At 74.9% G+C, this 15117-nt stretch carries 13 protein-coding genes and 3 pseudogenes; 4 read left to right on the forward strand and 12 right to left on the reverse strand.

Translation table 11 applies throughout. The features are described from left to right. Nucleotides 1–73: 73 nt before the first annotated feature. The 4 genes and pseudogenes from QMQ26_RS05760 to QMQ26_RS05770 form a co-directional block, all read right to left on the reverse strand. Nucleotides 74–685: an amidase family protein gene (locus tag QMQ26_RS05760; RefSeq protein ID WP_282206435.1), complete on the reverse strand. Its 612-nt coding sequence runs from the start codon at nt 683–685 to the stop codon at nt 74–76. A 253-nt stretch (nt 686–938) separates the two neighbouring features. Further along, nucleotides 939–1073: pseudogene (locus QMQ26_RS38155) on the reverse strand (amidase family protein); the annotation flags it as partial. A 513-nt stretch (nt 1074–1586) separates the two neighbouring features. Continuing rightward, a pseudogene (locus QMQ26_RS05765) lies at nt 1587–3208 on the reverse strand (amidohydrolase). Nucleotides 3209–3250: 42 nt separating this feature from the next. Then, on the reverse strand, nt 3251–3691 hold the full coding sequence (locus tag QMQ26_RS05770) for an Lrp/AsnC family transcriptional regulator (protein WP_100835145.1): 441 nt from the start codon (nt 3689–3691) through the stop codon (nt 3251–3253). A 208-nt stretch (nt 3692–3899) separates the two neighbouring features. On the opposite strand from QMQ26_RS05770, the gene QMQ26_RS05775 reads away from it, so the two are divergent. From QMQ26_RS05775 to QMQ26_RS05790, 4 genes and pseudogenes are all read left to right on the forward strand, one after another. Then, the gene (locus tag QMQ26_RS05775; RefSeq protein ID WP_100835146.1) at nt 3900–4301 is read left to right on the forward strand and encodes a hypothetical protein; all 402 of its coding nucleotides are present in this window, start codon (nt 3900–3902) and stop codon (nt 4299–4301) included. A 187-nt stretch (nt 4302–4488) separates the two neighbouring features. Beyond that, nucleotides 4489–5115, forward strand: a pseudogene (locus QMQ26_RS05780) (uridine kinase family protein). A 387-nt stretch (nt 5116–5502) separates the two neighbouring features. Further along, nucleotides 5503–7260 carry an AAA family ATPase gene (locus QMQ26_RS05785; RefSeq protein WP_404814074.1) on the forward strand — a complete coding sequence of 586 codons (1758 nt, stop codon included), beginning with the start codon at nt 5503–5505 and terminating at the stop codon, nt 7258–7260. 202 nt (nt 7261–7462) lie between these two features. Next, nucleotides 7463–7978: a DUF4230 domain-containing protein gene (locus tag QMQ26_RS05790; RefSeq protein ID WP_318552202.1), complete on the forward strand. Its 516-nt coding sequence runs from the start codon at nt 7463–7465 to the stop codon at nt 7976–7978. A 65-nt stretch (nt 7979–8043) separates the two neighbouring features. On the opposite strand, the gene QMQ26_RS05795 is transcribed toward QMQ26_RS05790, so the two are convergent. From QMQ26_RS05795 to QMQ26_RS05830, 8 genes are all read right to left on the reverse strand, one after another. After that, nucleotides 8044–9093: a hemolysin family protein gene (locus QMQ26_RS05795; protein WP_100835149.1), complete on the reverse strand. Its 1050-nt coding sequence runs from the start codon at nt 9091–9093 to the stop codon at nt 8044–8046. Beyond that, nucleotides 9090–10433 carry a hemolysin family protein gene (locus QMQ26_RS05800; RefSeq protein ID WP_282204991.1) on the reverse strand — a complete coding sequence of 448 codons (1344 nt, stop codon included), beginning with the start codon at nt 10431–10433 and terminating at the stop codon, nt 9090–9092. The genes QMQ26_RS05795 and QMQ26_RS05800 overlap by 4 nt, the downstream gene beginning before the upstream one ends. 325 nt (nt 10434–10758) lie before the next feature. Next, the gene (locus QMQ26_RS05805; protein WP_100835151.1) at nt 10759–11217 is read right to left on the reverse strand and encodes a PH domain-containing protein; all 459 of its coding nucleotides are present in this window, start codon (nt 11215–11217) and stop codon (nt 10759–10761) included. 53 nt (nt 11218–11270) lie between these two features. Then, complete coding sequence (gene hisG / locus QMQ26_RS05810; RefSeq protein ID WP_100835152.1) at nt 11271–12119, reverse strand: ATP phosphoribosyltransferase; 849 nt, start codon at nt 12117–12119, stop codon at nt 11271–11273. A 90-nt stretch (nt 12120–12209) separates the two neighbouring features. Next, entirely contained in the window at nt 12210–12482 is a 273-nt protein-coding gene (locus QMQ26_RS05815; protein WP_100835153.1) for a phosphoribosyl-ATP diphosphatase, read from the reverse strand. A 122-nt stretch (nt 12483–12604) separates the two neighbouring features. After that, a complete protein-coding gene (gene ribH, locus QMQ26_RS05820; RefSeq protein WP_282204992.1) occupies nt 12605–13099 on the reverse strand; it encodes a 6,7-dimethyl-8-ribityllumazine synthase in 495 nt (164 codons plus the stop codon). Between the two features lie 97 nt (nt 13100–13196). Next, a complete protein-coding gene (locus tag QMQ26_RS05825) occupies nt 13197–14495 on the reverse strand; it encodes a bifunctional 3,4-dihydroxy-2-butanone-4-phosphate synthase/GTP cyclohydrolase II (RefSeq protein ID WP_282204993.1) in 1299 nt (432 codons plus the stop codon). Beyond that, complete coding sequence (locus tag QMQ26_RS05830; protein WP_282206436.1) at nt 14492–15073, reverse strand: nicotinamide mononucleotide transporter family protein; 582 nt, start codon at nt 15071–15073, stop codon at nt 14492–14494. The genes QMQ26_RS05825 and QMQ26_RS05830 overlap by 4 nt, the downstream gene beginning before the upstream one ends. Nucleotides 15074–15117 lie beyond the last annotated feature (44 nt).

The following is a 15117-nucleotide window of genomic DNA, read 5'->3' on the forward strand; positions in this document are numbered from 1 at the left end:
CGCGCGTTCCACTCGTTCGACGTCCCAGGAAAGGTACCTCACTCCCCGGCCGCCCCGCGCGGCCGACGGCCCGTCAGCGGCCGACCGGCGGGCGGCGTCCGGACCAGGGCAGCGCCTCCTCCAGGGTGCGGGCGACCTGGAGCAGCAGGTCCTCGCGCCAGGGGGCGGCGACCAGCTGGACGCCGACCGGCAGGCCGGTGGCCGGGTCCTGGTGCAGCGGCAGCGAGAGCGCGGGCTGGCCGGTGACGTTGAACACCGAGGTGAACACGCCCATCGGGTAGGCGTTGCGGAGCGCGGCCGCCGGGTCCTCGGCGGTCCCGGCCCGCCAGGCGCCGATCCGCGGCGGCAGGCAGGCCATGGTGGGGGTGACCAGCAGGTCGAACCCGGCCAGGAAGCCCTCCACCAGGGCGCGGGAGAGCCGCTGGGCGCGCTGCACGGCCTGCGCGTAGGCCCAGGAGTCGACGGCGTGCGCGGCGTCCCGCAGGGCCCGGTTGTGCGGTTCGACCCGGTCCGGGTCGGTGAGCGGGACGCCCGCCGCGCCGGTGTTCCAGACGGTGGTGAAGGCGCCGACCAGCTCCTCGGTCGGCGGCAGCGGCAGCGCGGTGTCGACCACGTGGTGCCCGGCGGCCTCCAGGGCGTGCAGCGCCCGCTGGACGGCCGTCCGGCAGGCCGGGTCGACGGTGATCGGCGATCGGGGAGTCGGTGAGGTGGCCGATCCGCAGGCCGGTCGGCGGGCGCCGCTCCAGCGCGGCGCGTAGTGCTGCGCGGGGGCGGGCGGCGACCACCAGCTGCCCGGGTCGTGCCGGGCAGCACGTCCAGGGCGGCGGCGGTGTCCGCCACGGTGCGGCTGACCACCCCGCTGGCGCCAGGCCCTCCACCAGCACGGTCTCCTCGGCGACCCGGCCGCGGGTCGGCTTCAGCCCGACCAGGCCGGTGCAGGAGGCCGGGACCCGGATCGACCCGCCGCCGTCCTCGGCGTGCGCGATCGGGGCCATACCGGCGGCGACGGCGGCCCCGGCGCCGCTGGAGGAGCCGCCGGGGGTGCGTCCGGTGTCCCACGGGTTGCGGGAGATCCGAGCGCCGGGCTCTCGGTGAACGGCAGCGCCCGAACTCCGAGGTGGTGGTCTTGCCCATCAGCACGAACCCGGCCGCCACCAGCCGCCGCACCACCGCCCCGGTCGGGGGGCCGGCTCCCGCGAGGTGCCCAGCGAGCCGTAGGTGGTCGGCCAGCCCGCGACGTCGGCGAGGTCTTCACCGGCAGCGGCACCCGGAACGGCGGCAGCCGGTCGTCCTTCCCCGCCCGGCGCACCCGGGCCTCGGCCGCCGCCGCGGCGGCCAGCACCGCGTCGTCGTCCCGGAGGCAGAAGGCGTTCAGCCGGGTCGAGGCGGTCGCCGCGCAGGTAGTTCTCGGCGACCTCACCGGTCCGCCTCCGCCGCCGGACGGCGGCGGCCAGGTCGAGCGCGGAAACGAACGGGTCCATCGGGTCGGCGGGCATCCCACGCGTCCTCTCTCCTCGGGTGATGCCCCCACCCTGGCGCCGGGGCCGCCCCCGGGTCTTGGACGAATGTCCGCGCCGGGACGGGCCCTACGCGGTGCGGCGGTGGACGGTGCGGCCGCGGACGACGGTGCGCAGGCAGGTGGGGAGGGGGTGGCCGGGGGTGAGGTCGGGCAGGCCGGGGTGCCGGAGCGGGGGTCGGTGGACCAGCCGCGATGCGGGTGTCGGGGGCCTGGACGACCAGGTCGGCGGTGTCCCAGACGGCGTAGGAGGCGATCGGCGGGCAGGCCCGTCGGCGTCGTGGCCAGGGCGCGGTGGCCGCCGCGGGTGTGGGCGTGAGGCGGCGCGGACGAGGACGGTCGCGGTGCCGAGGGTGCCGGTGGAAGGCGGCGGCGTGCCGGAAGGCGGCGGCCCGGACGGTGCCCCAGGGGTCGAGCGGGGTGACGGGGGCGTCGGAGCCGAAGGCCAGCGGGAGGCCGGTGCGCAGCATCGCGGCGAGGGGGTTGAGGGCGGCGGCCCGCTCCGCGCCGAGGCGTTCGGCGTACATGCCGTCGGGGCCGCCCCAGGCGGCGTCGAAGGCGGGCTGGACGGAGGCGGTGAGGCCGAGTTCGGCGAACGCGGCGAGCGTCTCGTAGGTCAGGGCCTCGGCGTGCTCGACCCGGTGGCGGGCGGCCTTGACCCGGTCGAGGCCGAGCTTGTCGGCGGCGGCGCGCACGCCCGCCACGACGGCGCCGATCGCGGCGTCGCCGATGGCGTGGAAGCCGGCCTGGAGGCCGGCCTCGGTGCAGGCGGTGACGTGGTCGGCGATCTCGGCGGCGGTGAGGTAGGCGACGCCGGTGTGCGGGGCGTCGGTGTAGGGGTCGTGCAGGCAGGCGGTGTGCGAGCCGAGCGCGCCGTCGACGAACAGGTCGCCGCCGGCGCCGACCGCGCCGAGCCGCCGGGCGGTCTCGATGCCCTCGGGCCGAGTTCGCCCCAGTAGCCGTAGACCTCGGGGCCGTCGGTCTCGGCGGCGAGGGCGAGCAGGGCGGCGAGGTCCTCGGCGGAGGAGATCTGCGGTCCGGCGCACTCGTGCAGGGTGCCGATGCCGAGTTCGGCGGCGCGGCGCAGGGTGGCGTGCTGGGCGGCGCGGCGCTGGGCGGGGGTGAGGTGGGCGAGGGCGGCCTGCCGGACGGCGTGGTGGGCGTCGCGGGTGAGCGGGCCGTCGGGGTGGTGGCCGGGGAGCGCGTCCAGGCCGGGCACCAGGGCGCGCAGCGCGGTGGTGGCGAGGGCGGAGTGGACGTCGGTGCGGGAGAGGTAGAGCGGCACGGGGCCGGCGGCGGCGTCGAGTTCGGCCGGCGCGGGGGCGCGGTGCTCGGGCCAGCGGGTCTCGTCCCAGCCGTGGCCGATCAGGGCGCCGCCGCTGAAGGAGGCGGCGAACGCGGCGATCCGGTCCAGCGCCTCGGCGAGCGAGGCGCAGTCGGTGAGGTCGAGGCCGGTGAGCGCGAGGCCGGTGGAGGTGGCGTGCACGTGGGCGTCGACGAAGGCGGGGGTGACCAGGGCGCCGTCCAGTTCGACGATCTCGTCGACGGTGTCGGCGTACGCCTCGGCGGCTCCGTCGCTGCCGACCCAGGCGACGTGTTGCCCTCGACCAGCATGGCGGTGGCGAAGGGGTCGGCGGGGCTGTAGACGTTGCCGCCGCGCAGCAGCACGGTCCGGTCGGTGCGTTCGGTCATGGCGTCCAGTCTCGCACCGCGGACACCGCGCCCCCGACCGGGTCAGAGCTTGGGCGGGCGGGCCTCGTACGGGGTGGACAGGACGACGGTGGTGCGGGTGGAGACGCCCGCGGCGGAGCGGACCCGGGCCAGCAGGTCCTCCAGGTGGCCGGGGCCGGGGACGCGGACCTTGAGGATGTAGTTCTCGTCGCCGGCGACGCTGTGGCAGGCCTCGATCTCGGGCAGGCCGACGAGCCGCTCGGGGGTGTCGTCGGGCGCGCTGGGGTCGAAGGGCTTGACCGAGATGAACGCGGTGAGTGCCAAGTTGACCGCCTCGGGGTCGACGATGGCGGTGTAGCCGCGGATGACGCCGCGCTGTTCGAGGCGGCGCACCCGCTGGTGCACCGCCGAGGTGGACAGGCCGGTGGCCTTGCCCAGGTCGGTGTAGCTCATCCGTCCGTCCTGGAGCAGCAGCTGGACGATGCGCTGGTCGAGTTCCTCCACAAGGCGTCAACCTACTCGATCGCGGCGGGCCGTGCAGACAGCTCGCTGGGGGGCGCATCCGGGGGGCACATGCCAACGGAATGTGGCGAGGAACACAAGGAATGCATCACCGTGCGCCGGAGTGCAGGGTTATGACGTGCCGTCACTGGGAAGTGCTGCTGGTGGCCCGGACGACGAGAGGTTCCGGCCCGATCCGAGGGGGATCACGATGCCTTCCATCGACCAGCGTTCCGACGTCGAGGACGAACCCGGCGCGCTCGAGGCGCCCTTCGGGGCGGACTCGGGCGCGGCCGACACCTGGGAGAGCTTCCGGGTGCACTGCCCGGAGTGCGACCGCCCGATCGCGTTGATCGGGGACGAGGAGCGCCTGCCCCAGCACGCGGTGCTGACCTCCGCGTGGAACCCCTTCCAGCCGGCCATCTGCCCCGGCACCGGCCTGCCGACGGCCGAGCTGCCCGAGTGCGAGGAGCCGCCGCGGTCGGACGGCCCGGACAACCTGGTGGCGCTGCCGTCCGCGCTGGACTGGCGCACCCAGCCGTTCTCGCACGCCGGGGCGCACCGCCCGGTGCGGGCGCTGGTGCCCGCGCAGCGCGACCGCCGCGCGGCCTGACGGCCGCGGCCCGCAGAGCCGGACCGGCCCGGCCGGTCCGACGTCCCGGCGAGGGTGCCGCCCGCGGCGCCCTCCGGGATCACCCCCGGCGTACGGGACCGGGCCTTCCGACGTCCTGACACCAGGAGCCCGGAGCCGGGAGCCCGGAGCCGGGAGCCCGGAGCCCGGCCCGCGTACCCTTGGCCGGATGGACGCCGACCTCCCCGCCGGCCCGCGGAGCTGTCCGCACCGGCCGCGGCCCTGCTCGCGCTGCCCCTCGCTGGGCCCGGTGCGGCTGGTCGCGGTGGACGGGCACGCGGGCTCCGGCAAGACCACGTTCACCGGCCGGCTGGCCGCCGCGCTGGGCGGTGCCCCGGTGGTGCACCTGGACGACCTGGCCACGCACGAGGAGCCGTTCGGCTGGACGGAGCGGCTGCGCGCGGGCGTGCTGGAGCCGCTGGCGCGCGGGGTCGCGGCCGGCACCCGGTGTACGACTGGACGGCGCGGGCCTTCACCGCCGAGCGGGTGGTACCGGTGGCGCCGGTGGTGCTGCTGGAGGGGGTGGGCGCGGGCCGGCGGGAGGTGCGCCCGCACCTGGCGGCGCTGCTGTGGATGGAGCTCGATCCGGCCGCGGCGCGGGCCCGCGGGCTGCGGGACGGGCCGGAACTGGCCGAGTTCTGGGGGTTGGTCGCGTGCGGAGGACGCGCACTTCGCGGCGGACCCGAGCCGCCCGCACGCAGCGCTGCGGGTCGACGGGGTCACCGGGCGGATCTCCGGGAGCACCCTGAGTGAACCGGGCGGACCGGTCTTGACCTGCGACATCATCAGGATTTAAGTTCTGCGTGTCGCGGAAATCAGTTGAATCCGCAACCACAGACACGGCGCCTCCGGCTTGTTCCCCCGTGAGCCGGAGGCGTCGTCCTGCCCTCCGCCCGGCCCCGCCCCCGCCGGGATGCGATCGTCTCGCGCCATTCGAGCCGCGCGGCACCCTTCCGGATCAGCGCCGCGCCGGTACCATGCCACGCAGGCGCGCAGAGGAGCGCCCCGAGGTCTGGCGGGGGGCGTCAGTGACGGTGGAGAGTTCCGGCGGCGAGGGTCCCGCCGCGGCGGGTCCCGACCCGGACGCCGACCGCGCCTGGTCGCGGGCCATGGACGCCTACACGGCCGGTTCGTACGCCGCGCGGAGGAGGAGTTCCGCGCCGCGGTCTACGTCGACCCGGGCATGGCGGACGCCTGGCTCGGGCTGCACGCGCTGCGCAGCGACACCGCGGGCGCGCTGCTGGCGATGCACCGGCACCGCGACCGCTTCGGCGAGCAGCGCGAGCGCCACCGCCGTCCGCTCAGTTCCTGGTACTGGCTGGGCTGGTGGGTGCAGCCGGTGCTGGAGACCCCGCAGGACCTGGCGCTGGCGCACGCCTCGCACTGGCTGGACGGCCGCCACCTGGCCGAGCTGGAGCAGGCGCTGACGGACTGTCCGCCGCCGGAGCGGGACCTCGCGGTGCGCTTCCTGCACGCCTGCCGCTCCTACCTGCTCAAGGACTGGGAGCAGCTGATCCGGGACACCGACCGCCTGCTGGACGACCCGGTGCTGGGCATCGAGGCGGGCCTGTTCGCGGGCATGGCCCGGGTCCGGCTGGACATGTGCGCGCAGGCCCAGCGCCCGCTGGCGGCCTCGCTGGCGCGCTGCCGCTCCGAGCAGCCGCAGCGCAAGGAGCTGCGCTACTGGCTGGCCCGGGCGTACGAGGGGGCGGGGCGCAGCGCGGCGGCGCTGCCGCTGTACCGGGCGGTGCACCGGGCGGACCCGGCGTTCATGGACACCGCGCAGCGGCTGGCGGCGATCGCGGCCGAGGACGGGCTGCTGGACGGCGAGGCGTTCGGCGAGTACCGGGGCGCGGCGGGGCCGGCCGGGGCGCTGGAGGAGCTGGAGCCGGTGGAGTTCCGCAGCGGGTCCGGCGGGGTGAGCGAGGAGGCGTGCGAGGAGGACGGCGCCCCGGGCGCGGCCGAGCCGGGCCGGGCCCAGCTGGCCGAACGGGCCTCGGGCGCCTCGCCGTTGACGCCGCGGCTGGGCAACTGGCCGATGGCGCAGGCGATCCCGCCGGCCGGCCCGAACCCGGCCCCGGCCGCCCGGCTGGAGCTGGACCAGGCGCTGGCCGAGCTGGAGGCGATGGTCGGCCTGGACCCGGTCAAGCGCCAGGTGCGGGCGCTGTCCGCGCAGTTGCGGATGGCCCGGCTGCGCGCGGACCGCGGGCTGCCGGTGCAGCCGCCCAAGCGGCACTTCGTGTTCTCCGGGCCGTCGGGCACCGGCAAGACCTCGGTGGCGCGCATCCTCGGCCGGGTCTTCCACGCCCTCGGGCTGCTCTCCGGCGACCACCTGGTGGAGGCCCAGCGGGCGGACCTGGTGGGCGAGTTCCTGGGCCAGACGGCGGTGAAGGCGAACGAGCTGATCGACTCGGCGCTGGACGGCGTGCTGTTCATAGACGAGGCGTACTCGCTGGCCAACTCCGGCTACAGCAAGGGCGACGCGTACGGCGACGAGGCACTGCAGGTGTTGCTCAAGCGGGCCGAGGACAACCGGGACCGATTGGTCATCATCCTTGCGGGGTACCCGGACGGCATGAATCGACTACTGGCAACGAACCCGGGCCTGAACTCCAGGTTCACCACCCGGGTCGACTTCCCGTCCTACCGCCCCGCCGAACTGGCCGACATCGGCCTGAAGTTGGCCCAGGCCGACGGCGACGGCTGGGACGTGGACGCGGCCGAGGAACTGTCCTCGATCTGCGGACACGTGGTCGCCGAGGGCTGGATCGACCAGCTCGGCAACGGCCGCTTCATCCGCACCCTGTACGAGAAGTCCTGCGCCTACCGGGACCTGCGGCTCTCCGGGCAGCGCGGCGTGCCCTCCCGGGAGGATCTGGCGACCCTGCGGTTGCCGGACCTGCTGCAGGCGTACGGCGAGCTGATCGACGGCCGCCAGTGAAGGGCATCCGGGAGGAGCGCGCCGGCCGGGAGGACGACGAGGACCCGGCGCCGAGAGCGGAACGCGTACGGACGGCCGGGCCCCGCCGGGTGCCCTGGTACGTCTCCCTGCCGGTCACGCTGGCCGTGATCCTGGCCCTGTTCCTGGGGCTCGGGCAGCTGGGCTGGCTGCCGGCCTGCCGAACCCGTTCGCCGAGAAGAGCGTGGACCGCAGCCAGCCCGCGGTGCTCAAGTCGGTGCAGAACATGAGCCGCTACAACGCGGCCACCGGCAACTTCCAGGTCATCGTGGACCTCGCCAACGAGGCCAAGTTCCTGCCGTCGGCGATCCTCGGCACCCGCAGCCTGTACGTGGGCGCGGGCACCGTCGGCGCCTACGTGGACCTGGGCAAGCTCGGGCCGGACTCGGTGAAGGTCTCCGACGACCGGCGCACCGCGTCCATCACCATCCCGCACGCGCAGCTCGCGGACGCCGCGCTGGACGTCAAGCACTCCTACATGTACTCGCAGGAGCGCGGCCTGTTCGACCGGCTCGGCGACCTGTTCTCGTCCAGCACCTCCGACGACCAGCACAAGGTGGAGCTGCTGGCCGTGGAGAAGATCGACAAGGCGGCGAAGGACACCGAGCTGACCGCGACCGCGGAGAACAACACCAAGGCGATGCTGTCGGGCCTGCTGGGCTCGCTGGGCTTCACCTCGGTCACGGTCACCGTGGCGTAGCACCGCCCCCGCACCCCCGGGGCCCCCGTTCCTGCGGCCGCGCGGCCGCAGGAACGGGGGCCCTCTCAGCGCTGGGCGGCGGCGGGCGGGCGGTGGTCGGGGTCGTGGACCTCGCCGACCAGCTCCTCCAGGACGTCCTCCAGGGCGACCAGGCCGAGCTGGCGCCCGTCCGGGTCGACCACGGCGGCCAGGTGGGCGGCGGCCCGGCGCATCGCGGCGAGCGCGTCGTCCAGCGGCAGGCCGGCCCGCAGCACGGTGATCGGCCGCCACAGCCGCTCCGGGATCGGCGCGGCCAGGTCGTCGGCCTCCAGCGAGTCCTTCAGGTGCAGGTAGCCGAGGACGGCGCCGTGCTCGTCGGCGACCGGGAAGCGGGAGAAGCCGGTCCGCACGGCGAGGCGCTGGATCTCCTCGCCGGTGACCTCGCGGCCGACGGTGACCAGCTGCTCGGGGTCGAGCAGCACCTCGGTGACCGGGCGGCTGCCCATCTCCAGGGCGTCCTCCAGGCGTTCGCGGCGGCTGTCGTCGAGGAACCCGGCCTCGCCGGAGTCGGTGAGCATCAGCAGCAGCTGCTCGCTGGTGGCCACCGAGTCGACCTCGTCCTTGGGCTCGACCCGGAACAGCCGCAGCACGCCGTTGGCGAAGGCGTTCAGGAAGGCGATGAACGGGGCCAGCCAGCGGGCCAGCCGGTCCAGCGGCGGGCCGAGCAGCAGCGCGGCCCGCTCCGGCCCGGCCAGGGCGAGGTTCTTCGGCACCATCTCGCCGATCACCATGTGCAGGAACACCACGATGCTCAGCGCGATGGCGTAGCTCAGCGGGTGCATCGCCGACTCGGGCACGCCGAGCGCGTGGAAGGCGGGCTCCAGCAGGTGCGCGATGGTCGGTTCGGCGAGCGCGCCGAGCAGCAGCGAGCAGACGGTGATGCCGAGCTGGGCGGCGGCCAGCATCGCGGAGACGTTGGACAGCGCGTGCAGCACGGTGCGGGCGCGCTTGTCGCCGGCCTCGGCGAGCGGTTCGATCTGGCTGCGGCGCACCGAGATGACGGCGAACTCGGCGCCGACGAAGAAGGCGTTGCCGAGCAGCAGGAGCAGCGAGAAGGCGAGTTGCAGGGCGCTCATCGGTGGTGGTCCCGCTCCTCGTCGTCGTTCTCGTCCTCGTGCACCCGGCGGACCTCGACCCGGCTGGTGCGGTGCCGGTCGACGGCGGTCACGGTCAGCTCCCAGCCGGGCAGGTGGGCGCGCTCGCCGACGGCGGGGAGCTTGCCGAGCAGGTCGGCGAGCAGGCCGCCGAGGGTCTCGTACGGGCCGTCGGGGGCGTGCAGGCCGATCTTGGCGAGCTGGTCGAGCCGGGCCCGGCCGTCGGCGTCCCAGACCGGCAGGTCGTCCCGCGGGGGGAGCGGGCGCAGGTCGGGGGTGTCGGCGGGGTCGTGCTCGTCCTGGACCTCGCCGACCACCTCCTCGACGATGTCCTCGATGGTGGCGACGCCGGCGGTGCCGCCGTACTCGTCGACCACCACGGCCATCGGCTCGCGGCGGCGCAGCAGGTCGAGCAGCCGTTCGGCGGACATGGTCTCGGGGACCAGCAGCGGCGGGGCGCACAGGTGGCGGACCTTGGTGTGGTCGCGCCGCGCGGCGGGGACCGCGAGGGCGTCCTTGAGGGTGACGGTGCCGGTGACCTCGTCCAGGCTCTCGGCGTACACCGGGAAGCGGCTCAGCCCGGTGGCCCGGGTCAGGTTGAGCACGTCGGTCGCGGTGGCGTCCTGCTGGAGGGCCGCGACGTCGATCCGCGGGGTCATCACGGACTGGGCGGTCAGCTCGCCCAGGCCCAGGGTGCGGACGAACAGCGTCGCGGACTGCTCGTCCATGACGCCGGCCTGGTACGAGTGCCGGGCCAGCGCGACGAGTTCGTCGGCGGTGCGGGCGTGGCCGAGCTCCTCCTGGGGCTCGACGCCGAAGGCCCGGACGATCCGGTCGGCGGAGCCGTTGAGGAAGGCGATCAGCGGCCGGCAGGCGGCGGAGAACGCGCGCTGCGGGCCGGCCACGGCGTAGGCGACCCGGATCGGGCGGGAGATCGCCCAGTTCTTCGGGACGAGTTCGCCGATCACCATCTGGATCACGGTGGCCAGCACCAGGCCGACGGCCACCGCGGTGCCGCGGGCCGCCGAGTCGGGCAGGCCGACCGCGGTGAACACCGGCTTCAGCAGGACGGACAGCGCCGGTTCGGCCAGCATGCCGACCACCAGCGAGGTGATGGTGATGCCGAGCTGGGCGCCGGAGAGCTGGAAGGACAGCTTGTGCAGGGCCTTGGAGAGTCCCTTGGCCCGCCGGTCGCCGTCGGCCGCGGCGCGTTCGACGGTGCCGCGGTCGGCGGTCACGAACGCGAACTCGGCGGCCACGAACAGGCCGTTGGCGAGGATGAGCAGGAACGCCGCGAGCAGCAGGAGCCAGGCGGTGGTCATCGGGCCGCCCGCCTTCCCCGGCTGGAGACGTGCGCGGCGGCGCGGGTACTACCGGACGGATCGTCCATCGAGGGGAGGTGTCACTCCTCTGGTCGCGGGTGGAGGCGGGCAGCCCGGTTCTCGAGTGGGCTTTGCCGCGGTTTTACCAGCCTAGACGATACCCGAACGCTTCTCCGGGCCGGTCCGCCCCGCCCGTCCGGGGCGTGTCAGGGCCGCCCGGCCGGAGGCGGGTCGGACTCGCCCGGCCGGGGGCGGGTCGGACTCGCCCGGCCGGGGGCGGGTCGGGCCGGTCTGGGCGGGGGCGGGCCCGGGCGTCCGGGATGGGTCAGGCCCGCTGCTCGCGGCCGGCGCCGCGCTCCTCGACCAGGTCGCGCAGGGCGCGGGCGGCCCGGATCGCCTGCTCCCGGCCGCCGCCGGGCTGGATGCCGACGGCGGCCAGCGCGGTGCCGTCGGCGAGGTCGAGCACCACCCAGGGGTCACCGGCCCGGAAGTTGACCCGGACCACCTCGGCCCAGGAGAGCCGGCGGCTGCGGACGAAGTTGACCACGGTCAGGCCCTCGGCGTCGGCGACCACCTTGGGGCGGGCCAGCATCAGGCCGACCGCGGCGAACAGCAGGCCGGAGCAGGCCATCATCACCCGGTCGTTGAACTGCCAGCTCTCCGGCAGCACGACGGCGAGCACCGAGAACAGCACCACTAGCACGGCGCACAGCGCGTACAGCACGGCGCGGTTGCGGCGGGGCGTCCAGGTGACGGGCAGGGCGGCGGGTGCGGGGGTGGACACGGGTGGCTCCAGGAGGGGCGGGACCGGGGGTGCCGGCCCCGCCCGGTGGCGGGTCAGATGCGGCAGGCGTGGATGTTGGTGACCAGGATGGCCCGGGCGCCGATCGCCCACAGGTCGTCCATGATCCGCTGCGCCTCCTTGCGGAGCACCATCGAGCGGACCGCGACCCAGCCCTCGGTGTGCAGCGGCGAGACGGTCGGCGACTCCAGGCCCGGGGTGAGGCCGACGGCCTCGCCGACCTTCTCGGCCCGGATGTCGTAGTCCATCAGCACGTAGCGGCGGGCCACCAGCACGCCCTGCAGGCGGCGCAGGAACTGCTCGACCGCGGCGTCCTCGCCGGCCCCCTTGGAGCGGATCACCACCGCGTCGGAGACCAGGATCGGCTCGCCGAACACCTCCAGGCCCGCGTTGCGCAGGCTGGTGCCGGTCTCCACCACGTCGGCGATCACGTCGGCGACGCCCAGGTGCACGGCGGTCTCCACCGCGCCGTCCAGCTTGGTGACGGTGGCCTTCACGCCGTGCTCGGCGAGGTGCTGCTCGACCAGGCCGGTGTACGAGGTGGCGATCCGCAGGCCGTCCAGGTCCCGGACGCCGGAGAGCTCCGCGCCGACCGGCCTGGCGAAGCGGAAGGTCGAGCCGGCGAAGCCGAGCGCCAGCACCTCCTCGGCCTCCGAGGCCGAGTCGAGCAGCAGGTCGCGGCCGGTGATGCCGACGTCCAGCCGGCCGGAGCCGACGTACACCGCGATGTCGCGCGGGCGCAGGAAGAAGAACTCGACCTGGTTGTCCGGGTCGACCAGGACGAGTTCCTTGGCCTCCTTGCGCTGCCGGTAGCCGGCCTCATGGAGCATCTCCGCCGCGGGACCCGAGAGCGAACCCTTGTTGGGGACGGCGATGCGGAGCATGAGTGGCGGACCCTTCGCGTTGGCGAGCAGTGGAGCGATCGGACGGGCGGTGGAACGGAACGGCTGGAGGTGCTTGTGCAGGGGTGCGGGTCAGAGGTGCTTGTAGACGTCTTCGAGCGTCAGCCCGCGGGCGAGCATCATCACCTGAACGTGGTAGAGGAGCTGCGAGATCTCCTCCGCCGCCTCCTCGGACGACTGGTACTCGGCGGCCATCCAGACCTCGGCGGCCTCCTCGACGACCTTCTTGCCGATCGCGTGGACGCCCTGCTGGACCAGCTGGGCGGTACGGGAGGACGCGGGGTCGCCGGTGGCGGCCTTCTGCTGGAGCTCGGCGAAGAGCTCCTCGAATGTCTTGGAAGCCATGATGGGCTCACCTTACGGGGTGCGGGCTGACGGGCGGTAAACGGTTCCGCACCGTGGACGGTCCGGTGGACGGCGTCCACGGTGCGGGAGGCCGCCGTCCGCGGTGGTGCGGAGGGGCGGGGTCAGCTCCGGGGCGCGAGCGCCGCGCGCAGCGCGGCGGCGGTGGCGACGGCGGCGGTGACGGCCTCGTGGCCCTTGTCCTCGGCGGAGCCGGGCAGCCCGGCCCGGTCCAGCGCCTGCTGCTCGGTGTCGCAGGTGAGCACGCCGAAGCCGATCGGGACGCCGGTGTCCACCGAGACCTCGGTCAGGCCGACGGTGGCGGCCTGGCAGACGTAGTCGAAGTGCGGGGTGCCGCCGCGGATCACCACGCCCAGCGCGACCACCGCGTCGTACCCGGCGGCGGCCAGCCGCTTGGCGGCGACCGGCAGCTCGAAGGTGCCCGGGACGCGGACCACGGCCGCGTCACCGATGCCCAGGTCCTTCAGGGCGCGCCGGGCGCCGTCCAGCAGGCCGTTCATCACCTGCTCGTGCCACTGCGCGGCGATCACCGCGACCCGCAGGTCGGCGCAGTTCTCCAGGCTCTCCGGGGACAGGACGGGGGCTCCGTGGCCGGCCATGTTCGTCTTCCTCTGTTCGTTGCTGGCGGTGGTTCGTTGCTGGCGGTGGTGCGGGGCGTGCGGCGGGTCGGGGCTCGCGGTGGTGCGGGGGCGGCGGCTACTTGCCGTCGTCCTCCTCCAGCCACGGCAGGTCGTGGCCCATCCGGTCGCGCTTGGTGCGCAGGTAGCGCAGGTTGTGCTCGCTCGCGGCGGTGGGCAGCGGGCGGCGGGCGGCGACCTTGAGGCCGTGGTCGGTGAGCGCGGTCTGCTTGGCCGGGTTGTTGCTGAGCAGGGTCAGCGAGCGGACGCCGAGGTCGGTGAGCATCTGGGCGCCGATCGAGTAGTCGCGGGCGTCGGCGGGCAGGCCCTGGTCAAGGTTGGCGTCGACGGTGTCCAGGCCCTGCTCCTGGAGCTGGTAGGCGCGCAGCTTGTGGGCCAGGCCGATGCCGCGGCCCTCGTGGCCGCGCAGGTAGAGCACCACGCCGCGGCCGGCCGCGGCGACGGCGGCCAGCGAGGCGCTCAGCTGGGGGCCGCAGTCGCAGCGCAGCGAGCCGAACACGTCGCCGGTCAGGCACTCGGAGTGCAGCCGGACCAGCACGTCCTCGCCCTCGGGGAGCCGGCCGTCCGCGTCCAGGCCGCCGGCCACCAGGGCCAGGTGCTCGGTGCCGTCGATCGTGCCGCGGTAGCCGACGGCGGTGAACGTGCCGTGCTCGGTGGGCAGTTGGGTGACGGCGGCGCGGTCGACGTGCAGTTCGGTGCGGCGGCGGTAGGCGATCAGGTCCTCGATCGAGATGATCGCCAGGCCGTGTTCGCGGGCGAAGGCGTGCAGTTCGGGCAGCCGGGCCATGGTGCCGTCGTCGTTGACCACCTCGGCGATGCCGCCGGCCGGGGGGAGCCCGGCGAGCCGGGCCAGGTCGACGGCGGCCTCGGTGTGGCCGGGGCGGACCAGCACGCCGCCGTCGACGGCGCGCAGCGGGAAGACGTGGCCGGGGCGGGTGAGGTCGGTGGGCTCGGTGCCGGCGGTGGCGAGCAGCTTGACGGTGCGGGCCCGGTCGGCGGCCGAGATGCCGGTGGAGACGCCGTCGCGGGCGTCGACCGAGACGGCGTACGCGGTGCCCTTGCGGTCCTCGTTGACCCGGGTCATCGGCGGGAGCTTCAGCCGGTCCAGTTCCTCCCCGGTCATCGGGACGCAGATCACGCCGGAGGAGTGCCGGACGGTGAAGGCCAGCAGTTCGGGGGTGGCGGCCGAGGCGGCGAAGACGATGTCGCCCTCGTTCTCGCGGTCCTCGTCGTCGACCACGATCACGGCGCGGCCGAGCGCGATGTCGGCGACGGCGCGCTCGACCGGGTCGAGGGCGAGCGGCCCGGCGGCGGGGCCGGAAGCGGCGGGCCGGGGGGTGGTGGGCTGGGCGCTCATGCGGCGGCTCCGGTGGGGATCGGGGCGGTGCGGGCCGCCCGGGCCTTCGTCCACCAGCTGGCCAGGCCGGCCACCACCAGGACGAAGTAGATGCTGAAGGTGAGGGCCGAGAAGACGTAGCCGTGGGTGTACGAGTACGGGACGCTGATCAGGTCGACGGCGATCCAGGCGAACCAGAACTCGACCCAGCCGCGGGCCTGGGCGTACATCGCGGCCAGCGTGCCGACGAAGATGTACGCGTCCAGCAGCGGGTTCCAGGACAGCTTCGGGAAGGCGTGGAAGAGCGCGGCGACGGCGGCGGTGCCGGCCGCGGTGGCGACGACCAGCACGGCCCGTTCGCGCCAGTTGGCGAAGCGCACCTCGACCTGGCCGGTGTCGCGGCGGCCCCGGCTCCACTGCGTCCAGCCCCAGACGGCGGCGACGATGACGATCACCTGCTTGCCGATCAGGCCGGGCACCTGCCCGCCGAGGAAGGCGGTGATCAGCACCGCGCCGGCCAGCAGTTGGGCGGGCCAGGTGAGCACCGAGCGGCGCCAGCCGAGGGCCAGGGCGCCGAGCCCGATCAGGTTGCCGGTCATGTCGGCGACCTTCACGTGCTCGCCGAAGGCGGTGAAGGCCAGGT

Source organism: Kitasatospora fiedleri (assembly GCF_948472415.1).
Taxonomy (GTDB): Bacteria; Actinomycetota; Actinomycetes; order Streptomycetales; family Streptomycetaceae; genus Kitasatospora; species Kitasatospora fiedleri.